Raw genomic sequence first — 21,337 nt, forward strand, 5'->3', positions numbered from 1 at the left:
GACTCACTTTTACGTGGGACGAAACCGCAACAGGCTGGACTAAAACAGCCTCTGTTGAAGCCATTTGTGCCCATGAAACCTGGGCAAACAGGGTAATACTTAATGCTACCGATAAGATAACTTTTGAGAAATGCATGTGTTTTCCTTTAATTTGTTTTCATGCGACATTTTACTGCCGCATTGTTAATGATAGATCATTTCTTTAGTTCGAGTTTTTGATTTGGATACGTTTCCTTAAACTCCTGCTTACTCGCTGCCATAAGACGTGATCCTTCCTCGATATCTTTGTTTCCCTGTACAATCTCATTTTTACCGGTAGTCATATCTTTATCACCCGATTTCACAAGATCTTCACCATGTTTGACCAATTTAGCGCCAGATTCTTTGAGCGCAACCCCTTTGTCCCAGTCTTTTGCCATCTGTTTTTGATCGAGACTTATTTCTTTGTTCTCAGTAGCATGCATACGCATAAAATCGGCTGTCGTAGGTGCTTTGTCTGCACATCCGGATAGTGCGATCATGACGAAAGTGCTTACAGCTGCTATTTTTAAATTTTTCATTTCATTTCCTTTTATTTTTCAATCTAATTTCTAAACTTTGAAGCCATGTCGCTAAAAGCTGTTTTCATTGAATCCCAGCTGGATTCAACTTCGTTTTTCATGGATTCGTACATATCGTCTGTTGCTTTTATCAAATTGGAGAGCTTGACTTTCCCCTCATCAATTTTCTTTTCTAGTGCATCAATACTTTTATTCAGTTCAATCTGTGCATCGGCACTTGCCATAGATGCTTTTGCTTTGAGCTTTAGTATATCTGATTTCCAGATCGCGACCTCTGCCTCTTTTTTTTGCTGGTACAGTGCTTTATCACTCAGAATATCTCCTTATTCCACTCATTAGAGCGGTCGTCGTCCCTGAATCACTCGAATAAGAACAACAATGATGGCTACCACAAGCAACAGGTGGATAAATCCACCTAATGTGTAACTGCTAACCAAACCTAACGCCCATAAAACCAATAAGATTACGGCTATTGTCCACAGCATATCAGTCTCCTTTTGTGTATTACTCAACACTCATTTTATTGACTACTTTATTGACACCCTCAACATCTTCGGCAAGCTTTGTCACCAGATCACGTTCAGCATCGTTTTTAGCTTGACCGCTCAGTGTGACTACCCCGTTATTCGTGCTAACACCGGTTCGGACAGCCCCGGTAGATTTATGCATCATCAATGTCATTTTCACCTGTGCGGTAATAGATGCATCATCTATTTTTTCACCTAAAGTAGCATCAGGTTTTGCCATTGTCATTTCATTCTTTACCTCTTTTACCCCTTCAACATCTTTTACGTATTCAGTAGTAAGTTCTTTTTGGGCTTGACTTTGTGCTTTACCTTTGAGGGTTACAACTCCATTTTTTACCGATACTTCTGTTTTACTGGCTCTTACATTGCTGTGAAACAAAAGTGCTGTTTCAATTTTCATCTTAAGCCATGTATCGGACTTATCGTTTTTAATGACGATATTATTGTCAACACTTTTGACCCCCGGCAGCGCTTCGACAGTGTCTTGTGCCATCGGTTTATGTGCTTCGTCCAAGACATCACCGGATAAAGTAACCGCTCCGTCTTTAGACTTAATAGCAATGTGCTCGTCCTTAAGATAGGTTTTATACACATAACTTTTTTTAAACGATGATTCAATCTTATCGTCTGTTGCCGATGCAAACAAAGGAACAGCCGTCGCAACTAAAACAGCTGCTGCCATCGCAATATTCATTGCAGTAGAGTGAATCTCTTTAGGGGGATTCATTTTATTATTAAAGCTTTGATTGGAGATTTTTTTAACGATATACATAGTAGTTCTTTCATGTTATTTAAGACCTATCCAGAGAGCTACTCATTCTATTGCAAAATACCGTTTATACAGGGCTAGCTAATGTTTCCATAACACCATACGCTTAGGATTTATAACAATGATCGAACACGATTCCTTACGAGTGTATTCTACATATACCTAATTATTTATTAACATTGTAACACAGTATCTATAAATAAAAATATTTAATTTTATAATTTTATTTAATACTTTAATCTATCATTTATCCCTTCTGATGGATATTACTGTAGTCAATAATAAATAGTGATAGGATGTTGCAAGAAAGAGCGCTTTGTACGATATGGAGATAATATACAACTTAAACAGAATGATTCTAAAATCTTTTGAAAGTTTGTATTTTAGGAGGTTTAAAGGTGGTGGGTCAAGCAGGATTTGAACCTGCGACAACCCCGTTATGAGTCGTTTTATCTATCATAACCACCCTTCACTATCCCTCACTGCACGCCCTTAAACACTTGCCTACTTTCACTCACATTCACTAAAATTATAGTATCATTCATTCAGAAGCCGTCACCAAAGCCGTCACCTGAAAGATATGATATGCCACCTAAAGAACAATTTGACAACCCTGTAATGCAAAACCTAAAGGCCAACGATGGCTATGATCGATTTTGGTATCGATTCGAGTTTGAAAAAAAACAACATCGAGGAATCATAGACCTCTCAAATAAGGACTTATCAAAACGTGACCGATTAATGGTTGCCAAAAAAGAGTTTTTAGCGATAAAAGAGAAAATAGAGCAAGGGATAAGCTCTGACGCTACTGTAGATTATATGGTGCAAAAATATCTATTAACACTCGATGAAGGCAATTATAAGCGTGATAGGAAAGCGTTTTATGATAACAATGTAAAGCCAAAGTTGGGCAATAAAAAGATTTCCTCAATTATGCCGGATCATATTCAGACCTTAGTTGATGCTCTCATAAAAAAAGGATATGCCGCACGCACAGCCAAGCAAGCTATTGAAATACTATCTCCAGCCTTTCGGATAGCACGAGCTAATCGCATAATGTATCATAACCCTTGCGAGGATGTTAAGATCAAATATACCAAAACCAAAAAGATTGTATCTAATGCATCGGAGCGGTTGAAGGTTGCCCATAATCATATCATGGAGCGATACGAAAAAGACCCATTCTTTAGGGCATTTTTTCTTTTAGCAATTCAGGGAAGACGTAGAGGTGAAATAATCAATCTTCGTGCCGAGGATGTAGACCTAGCCCATGACATATACATTCTAAGAGATACAAAAAATGGAGAGGAACAAAAAATATTCTTGCCGCCGAATGTAAAAATCGCCCTTATGGAATTTATGCCTGACCATGGATATGTCTTTACATCTCCAAGAACCGGAGGGAAGATTACAGGTGGGTATAAACAAGTATTAATGATCCGGAAAAGTATAGGAGATTGGTTCTCTCTCCATTACCTGAGAAACATTATGGTTTCGGCAATGGCTGAGAATGGAATCGATGCAATACACATGAGCGGTGCGCTTGGGCACAATGATGCTACAACGATTAATAAGTACCTAACAATGAACTATATTAAAGGTTCAAGGATAGCATCAAACATGATGGACACAATCAGCGGAAATGAGGAAGATTAATTTCTCCTCAAAATAACACCCCCTTTACGCTCTCATCTGTATAATTCGAGATAAAAACCTCCCGAACAGATTTCTTTTGATGCCCTCCCCCCAATGTATAATCAATCTCCCTGCTCGATCGTATCACCATATCCGAGTAAAGCTCTCGCACCAGGTCGCAGTCATTGTAGCTCAGTAGAAACTTCCCTTTTATATTGTGCAGCATATCAGCTAGTAATCGATGCTCAACCTCACCAAACCCTCCCGTGTTCTGATAATAGCTTTCGGTGTCAACGTATGGCGGGTCGCAGTAAAAAAAAGCGTCTGGAGCATCATACGTGAGGATGAGTTTATCGAAGCTCATGTTCTCGATTGTGACATACCGAAGCCGTCGTGTCCAAACATGGAAATTTTTGTGTAGATCTTTAGGTCGGCCATTTTTGGCAGACATTGCGAAGTTGCTCCCTTTTGCGCCGAAGCTCTGAGTGAGAGAGTAATAGTAAAAAGCGGCACGTTCTATGTTGTTCGTCGGCTTGATCCGCTTATGCACGATATCATCGAAAATATCACGGCTCACCAATAGCCGGCTCAGATACATCGATAGTGATTGCGGATTGGTTCTGATTGATCGGTGAAGGTTTACGAGTTCCCCATTAACATCGTTTACCACTTCCGCTTTTTTGGGAGACATCGGAGCCCTCTTCCGATAGAGTACATTGAGAGCACCGCCAAATACTTCGACATAGAGCCGATGTTCCGGCATCATATCGATAATATCATCAGCCAGTTGGGATTTTCCACCTATCCACCCGAAAGGTGCTTGAAGTCGCTGCATATAATTCCTTTGCACCGTGACATATTTTCACAGCTAGAATAAGATATCGGAGATAATCCAATACCGCAGCAGTCTTCACCGGGTGCTGTGGGCCTACAGTTATTTATAAAACCTCTGTAACCTCTACCAATTCAACAGTTTGCCCCACCAATTCATGCGAACAATCACTTAAAAATTGAACAACTCCATCATTTACAAAACTGTGACAACGATACGGTACTCCCGCATAGCGGAACTCAGTCAAGATGCTCGGTTTAAGAGTGGGTCGCTCAGTATCACCGTTCCAAGACCAATTTGATGTTTCAGCTCGGCTTCCACTCAGTTGTATGGGGATGATACGTTTGCGTAATGGGTAATAAGTATATGGAGGGTCTGTCGGGATAGTAACTTCAATATTCAATGGAAATATTAACTCAACGTGAGTAGCTTCTTCAACGGATACCTGCACCCACTCCTGATTTATTAATTTTATGGGTATTGCTTTCACTTACAACTCCGAAACCGCGTGAGCAATATCTCATAATCGCCTTCGAGCTGGATATGTTTCTCGGAAGCACATTGAGCAAATGCCGTCACATTGTTTTCACCGCCGCAGTTTTTATGATACGTTCGCATCGGTTCTTCTGCTTTGCATGGAAGATAAATTGTTTTTGTGCACCCGCTAAAAAACACCGCGCATGATAGCAATGCCATTGTCACAATCAGACTTATTTTGGTCATAGACGTATTCCTTTACCGTTTTTAATTTATCATTCGTGATAACGTGGATCTTTTCTTCGATCACTTTGGACTCTACAACCTTCACTTGTTGTTGTTGGGAGAGTGCAGCAGTTACCCCGATATTGACATTAAGTTTATTGATCTCCTCTTGCTTGGAGTCATTCATGTACCACAGTGCACCATTGGAGGCGATAGATACGACCAATAGGGTAACAAGTATCCCGATGAGATACGTTTTAAGCCAATCAAACATTATTTACCACCTTACCAATACCGAAACTTGCTACTTCTGATAGACGCATATTTCTCTCCATATTTATAAACTTGGACTGAATAGTCATAATTGATCTCGCAGTTCGAGACACACTCTTTTTTCCCTGATGGATAGGTAAAGCAACTTTGACCGCGCTTGCAGTTTTCCCTTGCTTTTACCCAGTTCTCACCTCCGGCACGATTGATCTCTTTGATAACCAACCCACCACCGTTATAGACCTGATACGTCACCCATAAACCATATTTAGGCTTATAGACCGACTTCATAATGATCGCCTGAGCTTTGAGCTGATCGGGGATTGCTTTGATGCTATTAACCCCTTTTGCCTTGAGTGGTTTTTGCCAAAGACGGTACGTTATCTGAGGCAGACCCTCTGAGCCTACCCCATCATACGAAATTACATTACGACACCCCGACTCTTGCACGAGCTGACCGACCCCGTACTGGTACGGATAGTCAACCCCAAACTGCGAGGAATGTGCTTTGCGTACTTCTTGAACATACGATTGACACCGCTGCATTGATCCTGCATACAGTGTCATAGATATGAAAAAAAGTACGATAAGTTTCATCTCACCCACCCATTGCAAAGCAGTAGATGATAATCATATAAAAAGCGACCACGGCAACAGTAAGCTGCCAATTATTATCGTCAGTCCATACGATTGGCGGGAATAAAAACTTACGCAAAATATGCGCCGCTATCACTCCAGCCGTTACAAGCAATAATTTGGACAACACGAGTTGAATCACTGGCGGCAAACTTTCATATACCCCACTGATAAACACACTTATTAAAATAATCGTCACAACCATGACGAACCACATACGCTTAAACTCTTTTTTCATTCTCTACCTCCGTTTTTGTTTTGAACTGCCGCTAAAATGTTTCCCAAGGTCGTATCGATATTGTTAAAGCGATGATCGATATGTTTAACTTGCATCTCGAACAATTCACGCGAAATATATTGTTCCCGCACCTCTTTAGCAGTGATGTTGTGCTGCTGATTTGTTTCCAAGGCGACAATCGCTTTACCATTTGCCTCAACTATTTTTTCGATAGCCTCAATCGTATGCCCATTGGATACTTGATACTCTGCCAAATTCTTTTTTGTTTCTGCTGTTTGATACCGCATAACTGCAAAAACAGCGATGATCGTGACGGCTGCTAAGAAAATTTGTATTAATACATCCATTACGCTCTCCTAATTTTCAATTTCAATATTTACTTTATATCCCCCATCACCCCATGAGTGACGTACCTGCTTGATTCCAAATGATGAAATCCATCCTGGGGGAAGATTGGACAGTAATACTTTTGCACCGGCTATGATATTTATTCCTTCATACTCAAAGCCCCCACGCGCTTCACCGCGCCGTGATTCGTCCAGTCTGGCCAATGCTTTCATACGAGCATCACTTTCATCTTTAAAGCGGCTCTTGATATGTAATACGGGCTTCCCTTTGCCCACAGTTACGCTCTTGGTTTTATTCTCTTTTGTACTATGCCATGAGGCTACGCATGATCCGTATGCTGTTTTATCAAGCGTCTCAACCCAAAGCCCTTTTGTATTCTTTGCATCAATCGTAAAAGTAGGGAGTTCTTTGTCCCCATCACTTCCATTTTTTGGGCAAAAGATGATCGTATTGTTTTTTATGGCGAACGTTGCTCCGCTCTCTTTTGCCAATCGCTGCATAAAGTCTAAATCACTTTGATCTGTTTGGCTTTTATGCTTATAGGCACGTTTTGGGAAGCTGTTTTTTACCCCTAATTTATACCGTGCCGCGATTGTATGAAGTATATGGTCGAGGGTTGTATGCTCATACGCCATAGTCCGTTTCTCTTTGATATCGCTTCCAAAATTGACAGGCGTTGCCGTGACTTCTACCTCGAGTGTCTCAAATTCTATACGTGACTTCAAAACAGAAAAAGAGCCGATATACCAAAGATCCCCTACATATCCAAGCCATACTTTCAGCGAATCACCAAACAATGGAGGCTTGAAGTTATCCCCTTGGAATCGAATAGTGAAACCATCAGCCTCATCGTCGATGTCATCGGTATAATCGATACTGACAAGATGAGGACGCAAGCTCTCTGTCACGTCCTTATCGTTGGCTATGATCTTGAAATCAGGAAACTTCACCATAAGCTCACCCCATTTTGGATAGGTGCGGCTACGGTGATTTTTGGAAGATAGACGATATCACCATCGCTGAGAATAGTCTTATTCATAAGATGTGAATTTGCCATCATTACTTCATTCATAACATCAAGCGTTTTATATGCCGCATAGATAATCTGATCGAGTCTATCGCCCTGTGTAGCTATCGTATGTCTCATGAGTAAACCTTTTTCAAATCGATACTAAAGCCGACTTTGACATGACGCCCATCATCCAAAAATAACTCCATATCTTCACTGATTTTTGTAATCGAGAAATCACCGAGCACCTTCCCATACCCGAGGATAAAACTCACCGCATCTTTTTTATCCGCGATGGCATAAAGTTCCTCCAGCGGATCAATACCGGAACGCAATGTCGTGACACTTCCGCTAATCGTAATTTCTTCCACATCTTTACCCAAGCTTTGAAGCCCTGCATGATCTTGGGCTTTTTGTATTTCAGCAAAGTTATAGTTACGCGTTCGGCTCAGATGATCGAAATCAGTCTTGGAAAGGCTAAAGATAAAAGTATCAAGCATCGCCATAGTTCCACTCATGAATAGCTCCTATCTTTTTTATCATTTGAATGTCTAGCCAAAGCTTTACGAACTTGCTCATCGAGCTGTTTTTGTGTTGCTGCAGCGTGTTCTTTTGATGCAAAATTTGGATTAGATATGTTGACGGTTACTGATGTATTTGCAGCCGAACGCGATGGTACAGCTCTCACAGCAGCAATACGCGGATTAGTGCTGTTTGCTATTCCGTTGATACGATTATTTGCCACAGGAGACTTTACCCCTAGTGCTTGCGTAGGAATAGGTGCTGGTCCGCTGATGCCAAAAAAAGAGCCTATTCCCTGAATTTTGTTGGATACAAAATTAAACTTTGATTCTATCCATGCAAAAAACTCACCAAAAGGCTTTGTGATCATCCCAATAATTGATTTGAATACCCCAACGATAGGTGTCCAATTATTGACAATCATTCCTAGAGGGGTCCATCCAAAGAGCGTTTTTAATACTCCCCATGTAGACATGGCAATGGATTGTATGCCGCCCCATAATCCACTAAAAAAACCTTTAATTGGTCCCCAGCTTGACACTATTAAATATGCCGCTCCAGCGACAAGAGCTACACCGCCGATTACCCATCCAAAAGCTAGCATTGAAGTGATCCCTAAAAATCCCAATGAAGTGGTAAGCGCACCCACGGCGATTCCTAGAGTTCCAAGAACCCCGGCAACAACCGGGACACCGATTACAATCGCACCGATAAACTTAGCAAACATAGGATGCTTTTCTGACATAGCAGAAAGCCCGCCGGCAATATCTGAAAACGCATTAGTAAGTGATTTCATTTCAGGCGCGAAGCTCTCTCCAACCAATGCGAGAAAATTGGTAAATGTTCCCGTCATTGCTTCCCACATTGCCCCCAGTGTTGCCCCTGATGCGGCAGCACGTTTATTGATGTCAGCTTGTACCGCCATATTGCGATTAAATCGTGCTACTCCCTCAGCCCCTTCATTGATCAGAACATTTGCCATCGTTGAACCTTCACCTGACCCGAAGATTGCTTGCATGATTCCAAGACGTGCCGAGTCACTTTTGATGGCTTTAAGTTTCTCCATCTCTTTAATCATGTTTTCGGTACCCTTGAACTTTCCTTTTTCATCATTAAAATTCAGCTTGATTCCCATGTCGTTTAGATCTTTATTGCCACTAAATCCAACTGCTTTTTCAATGATATTCCCAAGGTTTGTACCTACTGTCTCTCCGCTAAATCCTGATTTTATCAATAGCCCTATCAGAGGTTCAACATCACGTGCGGCTTTGAGCCCACTCATTCCAAGCCCCTTCATGGTCGCCCCGATTTTTGAGAACGCAAAGCTCATCTCTCCGACTTTAACCCCCATGTGAGATAGACGTTGGATGTCATCGATGAATGGAAGGAGTTCAGCATCAGCTATCCCCATGGCTTGTTTAAACTTTGCCGTGGCTTCTGCTGCTTCCTGATATGGAATTTTGAGTACTGCCCCGAGATATGCCGCTGATTTTAGCCCTCCTTTAACAATACTCTGTTCTTCAACCCCAAGGGCTTTCATTGATGCTGCCATCTGTAAAAAGTCAGCGGTTGTCCCTGGTAGTTTATTCCCTAATGTTATGGCCTCTTGATTGATCGACTTGAAAAAAGGGCTTACGCTTCCATCGCTTTTCATAAGCGTATTTTTAAGCTGTGTCTGCGCCTCTTCCAAATCGACGAAGGATTTGATAACCTCTTGAGCACCACCTTGAGTTGCTAACTGCACCCCTTTTAATCCGGTACCGATTCCTGCTATTGCCGTGCTGAAATCTTTACTGCTTTTGGTCATGTTCCCTAAAGAGCTTTTAAACGATGAGAATACAGGACTAAATGCATCTTTGGCAGTTAGTAAAATACCAAGTGTTAATGTCTTATCCATTTTCTCTCTCCCTTAATTCTTTAGCTTCATCTACAAAAGACAGCAAAAGTTCTAAATCCATTTCGATCATGTCCGAATAGCTAAAGTGAAGCCAATGCCCCACCATAGCTATGGCAGTAATACAATCCTGCCGGCTTATTTCAAAAAACGCTCACGTTCTTTGACTAACAACATGAAATCGTCACCGTCAAGATCTTCAACTTCTTGAGGTGTCATCATGCAGAGATTTGAAATCATAATCGCCTCTTGCATCGCGGGGTTTGTAGTTACACCAGAGGCGATCATATCTCGTCCTTTTGGACGACGCATCTTGACTTCTTTCCCATCGTGTAGTTTTACTATTACACTATCTAGACGTTCTTCCGTGACATTATTTTCTTCTGTAGAAGTTATTTCATTTTTTGGCATCGTTTTTCCTTTTTTTTACAAAATGTGAGCACGTAGATCAGCATACAGATCCACACCGCCGATAACACACACGAGATTTTTGACATCGATCATCACTACAGGCACATTGTTTATCAACAACGCATACGAAGAGACCGCAATCTCCATCGTTAGTTCTACCTCTTTACCTTTCTCAGGGAATGGACTTTCGATAACTTTCACATAACCGCCAAGCGTTGCCAGTACAGGGACAGCTTTTCCGTCCTGAACCATTGAACCCTTACAGATGATGAGCGTGCCGTTACCGAACAGATTGCTCGCTGCAGTAAAAGAAATAGGGTTGAACTCATTGAGGACGATCTTCGCGCTCATGGCTTTGATCAGAGGGAGCACCTCTTCCATCGCTATCGCACCTTCTCGCTCGATGGTTTGATACTCGATTTTTGGGAGTTCACAGCTTTTGCTAACTCCAACGTTTCCGATACCATCCACTAGGATATTCATATCAGTGAATATTTGACGTGTTGCCATAATTTACCCCTTACCCGTTGATAATGTTCAAAAGAACATCGCTGTAATTATCTACGTAAACAAGCTCGATATTGAGCTCACGAATCGTTGGCATGTCTTGAACTTCAACCGTTAGGAAAAACTGCCCATTGGTAACGGTAGCTTTTGTATTCAGGACCGGATCAAAAAACGCCTCAAACCCAAGTACAACCCCAGCACCTTTGAGTCCGTTCATAAACTCGACTACGGATTGACGAACATACACGAGCTCATCAGCTTGACGATCACGCGCCCACTTGGAAGCCAGCATCATTGCCCGGATCATTTTGTAAAAAGAACGTACACGGTTGAGCGGTGCCCAAACGGGGTCAATATCGGTTGTCTCAAAACCGTATGAACGCCAGCCGACATCGCGAACGATAGAACAAATGCCGTTATTACGTAAACGACGTGCCTCTGAATCTTGACCATCAGCATAATCGATAATTCGATTTGTGGCACTCACTGATTTAACAACACGGTTAGATGAACTCTCAGCCCATCCAAAAGGATTGCTTGCATCAGTAGCGGCAATAAGCCCAGCCCATGCAGCAGATGAAGCCATAGCGATGCCACCAAGAGTAACCGTAGTAGGCCCTACCAATAGAACAAATCTGCTTCCAAAATTAGCCCCATAAGTCACTGCTAACGGCTCAGTTGTTGCCACAACATCGACGATAGCCGTCGCCCAAAGACGAGAGGCGATAGCATCCATAGCCAACCCGACAGTGCTCGTCCCTGAGTGTTCAGGACAAATGATAAGATCAGGACGATAGCCGGTGATGGCTTCCGCAGTAGTAAGCGCATTGATTGCGATAATGATGTCTGCTTCTAACGCCGTATTCGCTACCGCATTGATAATGATCGGGCAACGTACACCCTGAGCATTGATAGCCAAAAGGGCATTTTTAAGTGTCCCCAGTGTTGATCCGGTAAATGCAGCGAGCGCTAACTCAGCATTTCCAAAAAACTGTAACCCAAGCGTACCTACATCCGTTGTAGCTACGATCGCGATCGGAGTGGATGACTCCACCGTGATCGGACGCGCAGCATTTACGCTGATAGTTCCATTAATTCCAAAATTCATAACGTTACCCCCTTAATTTTTGATAACACGTATTTTTTAGTCATTATTGATCCTTTTCTATTGACTCGATACAGTGATCGCCCGGTCTAGGATCGATAAAAGACAAGCATCTGCAAACCCACAGCCTCCATCCTTTTTTACCTTCGACCTCTTTACGCCCCATTCTTCCACTCATCGTTTCTTTTCGGTTCCCGTTAAATATATCCGCGTTAATGTTTCTATCTAAGCGGAGGAGATTTAAGAAAAAGCGTTTCATATCGCCTCAACCTCCATGACAGTTTTTGCCACTTCGATTGCTTTTTGCTTCGCATGATAGGCGCCGAGCACCTGAGCATACGCCACCGTATATGCATCCGCTTTGGTGATGATCTTCACAACGAGATCCGCTTTACTCTCACCCATAGCACGACCGATGATTAAGTTATCGATGATAGGAGTGATCACTGCATTATCAGCAATCCACGCACGTGCTTCCTGCTCTTGTTTCGTCCATGATGCCATCTCAGCCGGATCGGTATTTCCGGTCATGACTTTCACTGCATTTTCATAATCGGTCTTGATTGTTGAGAGTTTTTTAGTCTTTAGCTCTGCAATAGTTTTAAGGACATTGGGAATATGAGTTACTGCCCCAAGTACTATTTCCCATACTCCGCCATTTAAAATATTTTCATATTCTATGTCTGTTATTTCAATAGCTCCATTTGGAATATTTGTATTTTCACAAACCTCTGTAATAACACCTTCTAAATTTAAAACTGCATATTTCATTATCGTACTCTCCTTGCTGAAATTGATCCAAAAGCCGAAAATGCAGTGCCTGCGCTATAGTTAGAAAATGCCACTAGATATACCGTTGTAGTAGCCGCTAGTGATACTCTTTTTGTAGGTATTGATAATGAAAGAGGACCATAAGTAGCAGAGTTATATGAAGCATTAAACATCGGAGTAGCGATTGCCTCGGAAGATCTTGCAGCCGAAGAGATATTGATATCTGCGAATACCATCCCAATAGTAGCAGCTCCTGTAAATAGTACAATTCCGCGAACATCCCAATCCCCAGCTGGTAGAGAAATAGAAGTAATGTTTACGCCCAAATTATTTGGTAATGCTGCCGGTGAACCTGCTGGGATAGTAGATGAAATATACTCCCCGATATAACCAGCGGGGGCAGAGTTGTTTGTAACTGTACCAACTTTTGGACCTTGAACAAATGCAGTAGTTGCTAGTTGCAAAGTATTTGTACCGTCTGGTGCTGTTGGAGCTGTAGGTGTTCCAGTTAATGTTGCCGACCCAAAAAGTACAGTTTTTAAATTTGTAAGTGTAACTTTTCTAAGAGATAGCGTAAGGCTATCCCAATACCCAAACTCATCCGTATCGCCAGGATTTTCAGCTACTGCAGTATGAATAAAACTCATGCTTAAAATACTGTCTATTTTAGCCTTCAGCCAATTGGTACGATTCGCCAACTGCTTTGCCTGTAGGTTGTCAATTCCATCCGGTCCACCGATTACCGGATCGGTTATTTCAAGCTGGTAAATACCAGCTACATATGTTTCTGTTTCGGCTAAATCTGCCATTACGCGCCTCCTCTATTGTAGTTTGCATTTCTATATGTTGTTCCGTCGTGTTTTACTGCTACATTCCTATAATCAATACGGATGAGCCGTGAGCGCACAGGTGCAACACTCTCAATCAAACGACGCATTTGGATGGCTTTTGTGTTGTTCATCGCTCTACTGGCTAAAACTACAAACTCAGCCCAAAACGATATATATCCATGTTGGGTAAGTCCATTTCGTGAGGTGGCTCCATTTCGTAGATTTGAAAAGTTCCCCTCGATTACTTTTGCACCGATATCGATGACATTGATAACCTGACGAACCGCCCAAAGAGTTCCTCGTCGCTTTTTAACTAGTGGCATCCGCATGATAAATTCACGTTGTTCGGCTACGGTAAGATCATCCCACCAGTACTCGATACCGTAGAATTTCCCAAGAGCCGGAAGAAACCGCGCATCACATCGCATCGGGTCAAGCAGTGGAGCATTCCAGATTGATGCCGCGATACGGGTTCTCACCTCTTCACTGATATGATCTAGGTTATGCTCACGCTCGCTGTAGTGAGCCGGTAATAGACTAGGCAACGGACACCACCAATGCAGTTGGTACCGCGACTTGCTCACGGGTTACGACAACTGTTGCTACTGGATCACTAAGCGTCACATCGAGTACTCCATCTACAGAAAGAGCAGAGATGATAGCTCCAACGGTCACGTTGTCCCCGATTTTTACAGCCGCTAGGCGTTGTGCCAAACGTACATTCGCCTCATTGAGCGTAGTGGCCGTATCACTGCTTTCTGAGATTTTTAACACAGCGTTGACCGAGTAGTTGATGACCGATGCGGCACGCACGAGGACTGTATCAGTAAGAGGGCGAACCGTCTCACCTGATGTGGCCGCTATTACCCGAGAAAGCATCGTCGCATCCACACCGCTTAGAGAGTGGACGATAACATCCACAGTCCCTGCAGTTGAGCTAAAAACATTGATGTCATCAATCCTGGCATCAGATTTGAGGGCATGGAGTTTGTAGCTATTTGCGCTGCCTGCTGTCGTCTGATCCTCAAAAGAGAGTGAGATCTGTTCTCTTACTGATTCATCGCTCTCTTGATCGCTGCCACCTGCATAGGCTGTGATTGACTCTATGCTTCCAAGATAGGGTTTTGGATTTAACGTGGCCGTAATGGTTGCATCACTGGTGCTCAAATACGCTTGTAGTTCTGCAATTCCATTGGCGGTTAAACTTCCCAATGGGATAGTCACCGCACTCAAAAGCAATGACATACTCCCATCACTATTGACGATCTCTAACCCTGCGTCAAGAATATAGTCATATGTCAAAACGGTGTTAAGCGTGAATTTGACAGTAGCTGTGGGTTTTGAACCTTTCGATCGAAAAACACCAAAAAAAGATGCCACAAAATCAAGATCATCCCCAGTAGCCGTTTGCCAAAAACTCCCGGCGATCTGAGCATTAAAATGGTTTCGCAAAAGCATTTCTCGATATGCAAATGTTTCAATAATAGGCATTGTCTCATCTGACTCATTAGGCACATAAGTAGGGATACGCATCTGATGAATAGCTACCAAGTCCGCAACGATTTCAGCGAACGTTTTGACTTCGCACATTGGAGGTATTAACATTACGCAGCCCCCATGATGGTTTCGCCATTATTGAGAGTCAGTGAGAATGAAAATAACCCATTAACCGCATTGACATTTTTGAGCTCGACTTTGGTTACCTTCACGCTTTCCCACTTCTCAATCGCCTCTTTGCAATATTTGGCAAAAAGAAGTTTGTTTTCTTGGGTCAAAGCCCGATCACGTAAACGGTAAAGCTCTGATCCATACGTCGGCATACCGACACGCTCACCGATTCGGGTTGTCAAAATACGGGTGATACGCTGTGCTAAATTCATGGTCGCACTCCCGTATTGGATGGTCCAGCCATAACGCCGCTATGGACGTGAGAGGATAGAGAACCTTTTTCATCAGTGATCGTGCCGCTTACCGTTAGATTCCCCGTAATGGTGACGTTGCCAGTTATCGAAGTGTCTGCCGTAACTGTTATCCCTGATGGTGCTGTGATAGCAACGCTTCCGCTTGCATCGATTGTGAGGGCTTTAGCGGTCGTGTCGTAGGTGATCACGGTACCGTCTGAAAACTCGATCCCAGATGTGTGATCATTCGCCCATGTTGGCTCTTTGAGGTCAACGTTAAAAATCGAACCAATGACTACTCCATCATCCCCTTCACCATACGGAGACAATACAATCACCTGCTCACCGACTTTTGGAGGTGTCCAAACCTTGATATGAGAATTTGATATCATTAAATATGGAAACCAATCAGTCACACGCTCATCAAGCTGCACGCGGACCAAGGCACGGTTCGCGGTATCGACTCCGACAATAGTTCCAATTTGGATAAGGTTATCTATCATCATATCGCCCATGCAACTGTGGAATAATCCACACTGAATTTCATTCTCGCACCACCATAAAAGTGATCTTGATGTTCTGCCAAAATATCATCACCCTCATAGGCTCGATACTCGAGCAGATCATCTCCCTCAGCACCGATGGCGGTCAATACGCTTGACATTATTTGACGTAGGCGTGTCATGGTTGTTGTGCTTTCAGTAACTAAAATATCAATCTCAATAGAAAGTGAGTGAGTTAAAGATCCACCCGATGAATCCACTTTTGAGCTCACATCGCGCACAACGATTGCCGGCATCTCTTTTTCATTGAGTTTATGAACGATCCACTCATCTACGCGAACGATTCCGTCTGATACTTTTAGCGCAGATAGACGTGTGACAATGGCATCGATAATCGTTTGACGTTTACTCACGGTCTATCCTTACTTAAATAAATTTTTTGTATCCCACCTGATGATGGATCAGAATCTAAAACATAAAAAATAGCGCCATCGATCGTAATCGGGTCTCTATTTTCTATACCTTGGATATCACTTTCTTTGCAAAAACATGCAGGGACAGAACCGCTGACATCGTGAATATTTCCACGATCAAACACCACATCACTGGAGCTTCTAAAATCAACAACGATCGCTACCCCGTTATAAAGAGCAGCCGTCCCAAACTCAGTCGCGTTTAAAAACACGTCTAAATCTTTTTGCAGCTGCTCTTTAAACATCGTTATACCCCGTAGTGCGCTTTAAGCGCTGCCGAATAGGTTGGCATTTTTGTATCTGCCGTCTCAATACCTAACTCAGTTATGAGCTTTTTCATAGCCTTATAAGGCATTGCATCGATTGACTCAGCAGTGACTGCATCCGTGGGCTTTGTTGCCTTGCTTGCCGTCCCAGATAAGATCATACGCCCTCCGAGATCGTCACCCACTTCGATGACGTCCCCCTCTTGATGACTGGCTCCGCGATAGGTTTCATTGCGATGAAGTTTTACAAACATCACATCCCCCCTTATGCTACGTTGATTTTTACAAAAACAGTACCGGCCGTTGCCGCTGCTTTTGCGCTTACTGCACGACCTGCACGAGTATTAGATGTTGCCGTAGTGGTAATCGCACGGGTAGTAGCATTGAAATATACTAGCCCACCGATAGCGATTACATCCGCTGTAGTTGCATTGATCTCATAGACCTCTTCGATTGCCAGTCCGATAACCTCACCGGTTAACCCGCTGCTCATTGCAATCCCAATCATGTCGGTACCAAGAGGTACCACATCACCTACATCGATCGCGCCCGGACAGGTATAATCGATTACATCACCCTCTTGATATTGTGTTGCTTCTTTTGCCATTAGTTACTCCTTATTGACCGTTATTTTTGTAAAGACCGCGGTAATCTTCAGCGAATACACCGAAATCAAACACACACTCATACTCGACACCGCTAAGATCACGGCTTTTTTCATTGACAATTGGACGACGATTTGTACCTTGGAGATACCCTACTTTGAGAGTACGACGTGCAGCGGCGAGATACCATGGAGCAGCAGACAATTCAGACTCAACGATAATATCCATAGAGTTCCGGAATGGATTTACAACGCCCGGATTTGTTTGACCGAGTGCCGCTTCACTGGTGATCAACTGACGAGCCAACGTCTCTTTTTCAGGTGAAACAATCAAAAACTTTGGCGCAATGTTCAGCGCAACATTAGAAGCATCTTTTTGGCGACGTACTGATGTACGTGCAACGCTTAACGCATCAATGCTAAGAGCTGTTCCGGTTGCCGTGTAGTTCGTATGATCTGCATGGAAAACAGCTTTACCGTCACCCATCAAATAATTTGCAAAATCGCCCTTACCCTGTAACAAGTCATAAACTTGTCCATTTGCGGTGCGTTTTGCCATTTGACCAAATCCGAGGATAATTCCCTCAAATGCCCCAAGATCATCATTGATCAGCATTTCACGAGTAATGCGGATTTTTTCACCGAAGCTAAATAGACGCCATTGCTCTGCGCTCTCTTTAGTCTCTTTGTTTTTCTTCTCTCCAGTCTCAGTGAGTTTACGTAATCGACCACCGAAACGATCAAGGCTTACCTCTGTACGGGTTTTAAAATCAGCGACATCAACCGCAGTTGTCCACGCATCAAATGTTCCCATCTCTTCGTCATACGCTTGAGATAGGACACGATTAGCTACATTTCCAAGCAGTGTTGGAAAATCACTCGTGCTCATGGCCCGTTTGATCGTTTCGTTTTTGTCATATCCGCTATAGCCTGTTACCATGCGAGCGATTTCGATCATTGATGCACCACGGAACATATCAACATCTTTATGAACATCAGCTACATTTAGCCCTGCACGCATAATGAGACTGTCACCGATAGCACGTATCAAGTCACCACGATTTTGTTGACCGATTACATATACTTGAGGTGTATCTTCACCGCGCTGGAAAGGCACCTCTGTTTGAGTTGATGTAGCTGCATCGAGCATAGCGCGAGCTAAATCATCCGCATTTTTTGTTTTATCACCGATGAAACGGTTTACTTCATCATCAGCCATCACGCCTGGTTTAGCAGCTACGAGATCACGGATACCGGCTACGCGCTTGAGCTCTTTATTTTCATCAGCAAGCGCAGTCATTGCCACTTGGATCTCTTGATTTTTACGCTCGATTGCGGCACTATCCGCACCTTGTTTTGTCATTTCTTCGAGTTGGCGTCGTAACGCTTCCAATTGTTCGTTCACAGTTTCCCCTTTTTTTTGATTTTCACTTCGACCGATTCCGGCACTCGGATCGGCACCTATATCCACAAGCGACGCTTCATGAAATGCCCAGCGGGTTACTTCTACGAGAGCGATGCTTCCATCTCTCTCAGTAACACGGTTCTCTTGTTTTGACCCTCCGACCGAAATCTCGGTAAGAGTCCCCTCTTCAACCATACGCCAAAACATATCCGCGTCTGGGTTGGCAAGAGAGAACACCGCTTCAGCGCGAAGTTGGCGATTTGTGAGTGTCACATTTTCGAGTTTCCCAATAGGGAGTTCACCGTATTGCCCGCTTCCATGCATCCAGCGAAGCTTTGCCGTAGAGGCTCTGGTTAGATCTACGTTCTCCTCACCATGTAGCAGCACCTCTTCGTAATACTGACCGCTGTACCAGTCATAACGACGAACTGGGGTTTCGGTAGAGACTAAAATTGCAACCCGACGCTCATCTGAATTAACTGAACCTGGCTCAATCTGTGCTCGCACAAAATCACTATTTTCCAATAGCTTTTCAGCGCTCATTTTTTTAGGCATTTGCTTCCTCCTTTGTTAAAATTCCTGCATCTTTGAGCATCTTGTTTATTTTTACTCTTGACGCGATAACGTCTTCTAAATCTTTACCGCGTGCAGCAGCTACTTCCTCAATCGTTGTAATACCCATGTCGATCTCTTTTTGGATTGCATTGATATCTTTGAGCGGATCAACCCACTCACGGGCAGGAGCCACCCAGCGAGGCTGACAAAAATCAGATTTGTTTATGAAATAGGCACTTACCCCTAGCCCTTTGATATTACCGGCCATTACGTTCGCATCGAGCCATGATTCAAACAGCGGATTGAGAACATACGTCACCATATGCCACTGTTCATTACTGAACCGCTTATGGTCCTGAATGAATGAGGCACGTGCGCTGGAAAAATTAACCTGAGAGTAATCACGAAATGCGAGTTCATAGCTGATCTGTCGAGCCGTGGCGATGAGGCGAACACACGCGCGAACAAACTCACCGTATTCCGCACCTTTTACAGCCGGATCATACTGATGGAGTTTTTCACCTTGATTGAGATATTGGACCATTACGCCGTTGATGTCATAGATTTGATCGCTGTCTTTGCTTGATCCACTTTGAAGCATAGACGCCATATGACCTTGAACGTTATTCGTCTCAATAGCATAGGCCACACTCGATCGAGCGCGAGCTGATTTCAGAGTAGAGGTTTGATATCCTGCGAAGTTACGAAGATCGACAATAGCTTGTTTGTACTCTGATAACCCACGGTACTGAGTAGCACGGTTCCCCATTTTAAAATAGTGAATGACTTCAGATGCCGGGACCTTGACGTTGCTCATAAGCCCATCTCTAAAAACATAATTTTGAGGAGCACCCATCGTATCCAGCTCGATACCATCTACGCTGTTTAGAATATTTGAATTGTCTACGCGAACACGATAGGAGGTATCAAACCGATCCGCTTCAATAAGCTGAATTTGGAAAGGATTACTTTTGTTTTTAGAGAGGTGTTTTTTAATAACGATTTCACCATCACACATTCGTTGAGAAAGAATAAGCTGCTGGATCCCTCCAAAATGTTGACGGCCGGTGACATCACAGTTTTTAGGCTTGATAAACTCAGCCCATAAAGACTCTATTTGTTTATCAATGTTTTCTTTACCACTCTTAGATTGAAAAGTGAACCCATTGCCTACACTATTGCGGACGATAGTTGCATCGATGTTGGCCATGATCGCATTGTTCTCATGAAGCCAACGAGCACGAGCACGCATCGTATCACGGTCAGGAGAGGCAGTATTCTCAAAATTGCTATTCGCATTCCAAAAATCCTGATTGGTCCCGGTACGTTTACCGCCCTCATAGAACCCACGCTCCACTTTTCCAAAAGAAAAAAACTTTTTAAGAAAATTGGACATGAGCTCTCGTTTTCATCGGTGTAGTATTTTGTCCTGGGGAGTAGTTGCGACCATGAATCTCAATTTTAGAGATTAAAGCATCCTCTCGTTTGTAAAGTGTAGAAAGATCGGCTCTGGTAAGCTCACGGCCATCAAATTTATAGCTCTGTGAACTTTCGACTGCAGTGATAGCAGTTTGTACAGCGTCAAGTTGTTGCCCGAGTGTTTGTGCCAAAACCAAACCTTTCTAAAAGTATGGTGGCAGTTTAGTAAAATGGAAAAAATTAGTTTAGGCCAAAAAACTTAGACCTAAACTTTTTTTGTTTTTTCAGCTAGTACCATAAAAGTTCGCAAAATAGGAGGTTAAAAGTTTAGTTTTTTAACCTTGACAGCAAAATAGCCGAAAAAACGGCTAGAAAAGTTTGCAAAATTTGTATAAATTTAGGTATTTTTTGGATAATTTAGGCTTTTTTACGGTTATGAAGCGGTTGCAATGTCGGGATAAATCTCCGAAAGTTCTTTTAAAATGTCATCATAGAGGTTTTCTTTCATGATTTTTTCGATTGCAGGCCCTATTCCGATCGAGTATTTTTCCATACACCAATGAATTACACGTTCTGTTCTGCGCTCAACCGATGGTCGTTTATTGATATTCTCTCTTCCATCCCAAAAATTATGCATTTTCATCC

At 42.9% G+C, this 21,337-nt stretch carries 33 protein-coding genes; 1 reads left to right on the forward strand and 32 read right to left on the reverse strand.

The genetic code is table 11. From position 1 onward, the window contains the following. Nucleotides 1-194: 194 nt before the first annotated feature. The 4 genes from WAO38_RS00920 to WAO38_RS00935 form a co-directional block, all read right to left on the reverse strand. Complete coding sequence (locus tag WAO38_RS00920; protein WP_422233452.1) at nucleotides 195-560, reverse strand: hypothetical protein; 366 nt, start codon at nucleotides 558-560, stop codon at nucleotides 195-197. 23 nt (nucleotides 561-583) lie between these two features. After that, complete coding sequence (locus WAO38_RS00925) at nucleotides 584-784, reverse strand: hypothetical protein (RefSeq protein WP_422233453.1); 201 nt, start codon at nucleotides 782-784, stop codon at nucleotides 584-586. 111 nt (nucleotides 785-895) lie between these two features. Further along, complete coding sequence (locus WAO38_RS00930; protein ID WP_324791718.1) at nucleotides 896-1,045, reverse strand: lmo0937 family membrane protein; 150 nt, start codon at nucleotides 1,043-1,045, stop codon at nucleotides 896-898. A 19-nt stretch (nucleotides 1,046-1,064) separates the two neighbouring features. After that, nucleotides 1,065-1,859: a BON domain-containing protein gene (locus WAO38_RS00935; protein WP_422233454.1), complete on the reverse strand. Its 795-nt coding sequence runs from the start codon at nucleotides 1,857-1,859 to the stop codon at nucleotides 1,065-1,067. Between the two features lie 582 nt (nucleotides 1,860-2,441). Between WAO38_RS00935 and WAO38_RS00940 the strand changes: the two genes are divergently transcribed. Continuing rightward, nucleotides 2,442-3,512: a tyrosine-type recombinase/integrase gene (locus WAO38_RS00940; RefSeq protein WP_422233456.1), complete on the forward strand. Its 1,071-nt coding sequence runs from the start codon at nucleotides 2,442-2,444 to the stop codon at nucleotides 3,510-3,512. Nucleotides 3,513-3,519: 7 nt separating this feature from the next. Here WAO38_RS00940 and WAO38_RS00945 read toward each other — a convergent pair whose 3' ends face one another. The 28 genes from WAO38_RS00945 to WAO38_RS01080 form a co-directional block, all read right to left on the reverse strand. Beyond that, nucleotides 3,520-4,326, reverse strand: a complete 807-nt coding sequence (locus WAO38_RS00945) for a DNA adenine methylase (RefSeq protein WP_422233458.1) — start codon at nucleotides 4,324-4,326, stop codon at nucleotides 3,520-3,522. Between the two features lie 103 nt (nucleotides 4,327-4,429). Next, nucleotides 4,430-4,813: a DUF6527 family protein gene (locus WAO38_RS00950; RefSeq protein ID WP_422233460.1), complete on the reverse strand. Its 384-nt coding sequence runs from the start codon at nucleotides 4,811-4,813 to the stop codon at nucleotides 4,430-4,432. Then, the gene (locus WAO38_RS00955) at nucleotides 4,810-5,046 is read right to left on the reverse strand and encodes a hypothetical protein (protein ID WP_422233461.1); all 237 of its coding nucleotides are present in this window, start codon (nucleotides 5,044-5,046) and stop codon (nucleotides 4,810-4,812) included. The genes WAO38_RS00950 and WAO38_RS00955 overlap by 4 nt, the downstream gene beginning before the upstream one ends. Continuing rightward, nucleotides 4,988-5,299 (reverse strand): hypothetical protein, encoded by a 312-nt coding sequence (locus WAO38_RS00960; protein ID WP_422233463.1) that lies wholly within the window; start codon nucleotides 5,297-5,299, stop codon nucleotides 4,988-4,990. Before WAO38_RS00960 ends, WAO38_RS00955 begins: the two co-directional genes overlap by 59 nt. 11 nt (nucleotides 5,300-5,310) lie before the next feature. Then, nucleotides 5,311-5,892 (reverse strand): hypothetical protein, encoded by a 582-nt coding sequence (locus WAO38_RS00965; protein WP_422233465.1) that lies wholly within the window; start codon nucleotides 5,890-5,892, stop codon nucleotides 5,311-5,313. Nucleotide 5,893: 1 nt separating this feature from the next. Continuing rightward, on the reverse strand, nucleotides 5,894-6,169 hold the full coding sequence (locus tag WAO38_RS00970) for a hypothetical protein (protein WP_422233467.1): 276 nt from the start codon (nucleotides 6,167-6,169) through the stop codon (nucleotides 5,894-5,896). After that, complete coding sequence (locus tag WAO38_RS00975; protein WP_422233469.1) at nucleotides 6,166-6,516, reverse strand: hypothetical protein; 351 nt, start codon at nucleotides 6,514-6,516, stop codon at nucleotides 6,166-6,168. The genes WAO38_RS00970 and WAO38_RS00975 overlap by 4 nt, the downstream gene beginning before the upstream one ends. Before the next feature lie 9 nt (nucleotides 6,517-6,525). Next, nucleotides 6,526-7,470: a phage late control D family protein gene (locus WAO38_RS00980; protein WP_422233470.1), complete on the reverse strand. Its 945-nt coding sequence runs from the start codon at nucleotides 7,468-7,470 to the stop codon at nucleotides 6,526-6,528. Beyond that, entirely contained in the window at nucleotides 7,464-7,664 is a 201-nt protein-coding gene (locus tag WAO38_RS00985; protein WP_422233472.1) for a tail protein X, read from the reverse strand. Before WAO38_RS00985 ends, WAO38_RS00980 begins: the two co-directional genes overlap by 7 nt. After that, nucleotides 7,661-8,044: a phage tail protein gene (locus WAO38_RS00990; RefSeq protein WP_422233474.1), complete on the reverse strand. Its 384-nt coding sequence runs from the start codon at nucleotides 8,042-8,044 to the stop codon at nucleotides 7,661-7,663. The genes WAO38_RS00985 and WAO38_RS00990 overlap by 4 nt, the downstream gene beginning before the upstream one ends. Continuing rightward, nucleotides 8,041-9,945: a phage tail tape measure protein gene (locus WAO38_RS00995; RefSeq protein ID WP_422233476.1), complete on the reverse strand. Its 1,905-nt coding sequence runs from the start codon at nucleotides 9,943-9,945 to the stop codon at nucleotides 8,041-8,043. The genes WAO38_RS00990 and WAO38_RS00995 overlap by 4 nt, the downstream gene beginning before the upstream one ends. Nucleotides 9,946-10,080: 135 nt before the next feature. Continuing rightward, nucleotides 10,081-10,353, reverse strand: coding sequence for a phage tail assembly protein (locus WAO38_RS01000; RefSeq protein ID WP_422233477.1), 273 nt, complete (start codon nucleotides 10,351-10,353; stop codon nucleotides 10,081-10,083). Nucleotides 10,354-10,368: 15 nt separating this feature from the next. Continuing rightward, nucleotides 10,369-10,863: a phage major tail tube protein gene (locus WAO38_RS01005; RefSeq protein WP_422233479.1), complete on the reverse strand. Its 495-nt coding sequence runs from the start codon at nucleotides 10,861-10,863 to the stop codon at nucleotides 10,369-10,371. Between the two features lie 10 nt (nucleotides 10,864-10,873). Next, complete coding sequence (locus tag WAO38_RS01010) at nucleotides 10,874-11,968, reverse strand: hypothetical protein (RefSeq protein ID WP_422233481.1); 1,095 nt, start codon at nucleotides 11,966-11,968, stop codon at nucleotides 10,874-10,876. Between the two features lie 252 nt (nucleotides 11,969-12,220). Then, nucleotides 12,221-12,736: a hypothetical protein gene (locus WAO38_RS01015; protein ID WP_422233483.1), complete on the reverse strand. Its 516-nt coding sequence runs from the start codon at nucleotides 12,734-12,736 to the stop codon at nucleotides 12,221-12,223. Then, the gene (locus WAO38_RS01020; protein ID WP_422233485.1) at nucleotides 12,736-13,545 is read right to left on the reverse strand and encodes a hypothetical protein; all 810 of its coding nucleotides are present in this window, start codon (nucleotides 13,543-13,545) and stop codon (nucleotides 12,736-12,738) included. Before WAO38_RS01020 ends, WAO38_RS01015 begins: the two co-directional genes overlap by 1 nt. Further along, nucleotides 13,545-14,111 carry a phage tail protein gene (locus WAO38_RS01025; RefSeq protein ID WP_422233487.1) on the reverse strand — a complete coding sequence of 189 codons (567 nt, stop codon included), beginning with the start codon at nucleotides 14,109-14,111 and terminating at the stop codon, nucleotides 13,545-13,547. The genes WAO38_RS01020 and WAO38_RS01025 overlap by 1 nt, the downstream gene beginning before the upstream one ends. Continuing rightward, nucleotides 14,104-15,018: a baseplate J/gp47 family protein gene (locus WAO38_RS01030; protein WP_422233489.1), complete on the reverse strand. Its 915-nt coding sequence runs from the start codon at nucleotides 15,016-15,018 to the stop codon at nucleotides 14,104-14,106. Before WAO38_RS01030 ends, WAO38_RS01025 begins: the two co-directional genes overlap by 8 nt. Before the next feature lie 152 nt (nucleotides 15,019-15,170). After that, a complete protein-coding gene (locus WAO38_RS01035; protein WP_422233490.1) occupies nucleotides 15,171-15,446 on the reverse strand; it encodes a GPW/gp25 family protein in 276 nt (91 codons plus the stop codon). Beyond that, a complete protein-coding gene (locus WAO38_RS01040) occupies nucleotides 15,443-15,973 on the reverse strand; it encodes a phage baseplate assembly protein V (RefSeq protein ID WP_422233492.1) in 531 nt (176 codons plus the stop codon). Before WAO38_RS01040 ends, WAO38_RS01035 begins: the two co-directional genes overlap by 4 nt. Next, complete coding sequence (locus tag WAO38_RS01045) at nucleotides 15,970-16,383, reverse strand: hypothetical protein (RefSeq protein ID WP_422233493.1); 414 nt, start codon at nucleotides 16,381-16,383, stop codon at nucleotides 15,970-15,972. Before WAO38_RS01045 ends, WAO38_RS01040 begins: the two co-directional genes overlap by 4 nt. Further along, nucleotides 16,380-16,688 (reverse strand): head-tail joining protein, encoded by a 309-nt coding sequence (locus WAO38_RS01050; RefSeq protein ID WP_422233495.1) that lies wholly within the window; start codon nucleotides 16,686-16,688, stop codon nucleotides 16,380-16,382. Before WAO38_RS01050 ends, WAO38_RS01045 begins: the two co-directional genes overlap by 4 nt. 2 nt (nucleotides 16,689-16,690) lie before the next feature. Then, the gene (locus WAO38_RS01055; protein WP_422233497.1) at nucleotides 16,691-16,963 is read right to left on the reverse strand and encodes a hypothetical protein; all 273 of its coding nucleotides are present in this window, start codon (nucleotides 16,961-16,963) and stop codon (nucleotides 16,691-16,693) included. An 11-nt stretch (nucleotides 16,964-16,974) separates the two neighbouring features. Further along, complete coding sequence (locus WAO38_RS01060; RefSeq protein WP_422233499.1) at nucleotides 16,975-17,316, reverse strand: capsid cement protein; 342 nt, start codon at nucleotides 17,314-17,316, stop codon at nucleotides 16,975-16,977. Between the two features lie 10 nt (nucleotides 17,317-17,326). Next, nucleotides 17,327-19,273 carry a Mu-like prophage major head subunit gpT family protein gene (locus WAO38_RS01065; protein WP_422233500.1) on the reverse strand — a complete coding sequence of 649 codons (1,947 nt, stop codon included), beginning with the start codon at nucleotides 19,271-19,273 and terminating at the stop codon, nucleotides 17,327-17,329. Beyond that, the gene (locus tag WAO38_RS01070; protein WP_422233502.1) at nucleotides 19,266-20,669 is read right to left on the reverse strand and encodes a phage portal protein; all 1,404 of its coding nucleotides are present in this window, start codon (nucleotides 20,667-20,669) and stop codon (nucleotides 19,266-19,268) included. The genes WAO38_RS01065 and WAO38_RS01070 overlap by 8 nt, the downstream gene beginning before the upstream one ends. Then, the gene (locus tag WAO38_RS01075) at nucleotides 20,653-20,883 is read right to left on the reverse strand and encodes a hypothetical protein (RefSeq protein WP_422233504.1); all 231 of its coding nucleotides are present in this window, start codon (nucleotides 20,881-20,883) and stop codon (nucleotides 20,653-20,655) included. The genes WAO38_RS01070 and WAO38_RS01075 overlap by 17 nt, the downstream gene beginning before the upstream one ends. A 242-nt stretch (nucleotides 20,884-21,125) precedes the next feature. Next, on the reverse strand, nucleotides 21,126-21,329 hold the full coding sequence (locus WAO38_RS01080; RefSeq protein ID WP_422233506.1) for a hypothetical protein: 204 nt from the start codon (nucleotides 21,327-21,329) through the stop codon (nucleotides 21,126-21,128). Nucleotides 21,330-21,337: the final 8 nt, after the last annotated feature.

The sequence above is a fragment of the Sulfuricurvum sp. genome (assembly GCF_049277495.1).
GTDB lineage: Bacteria > Campylobacterota > Campylobacteria > Campylobacterales > Sulfurimonadaceae > Sulfuricurvum.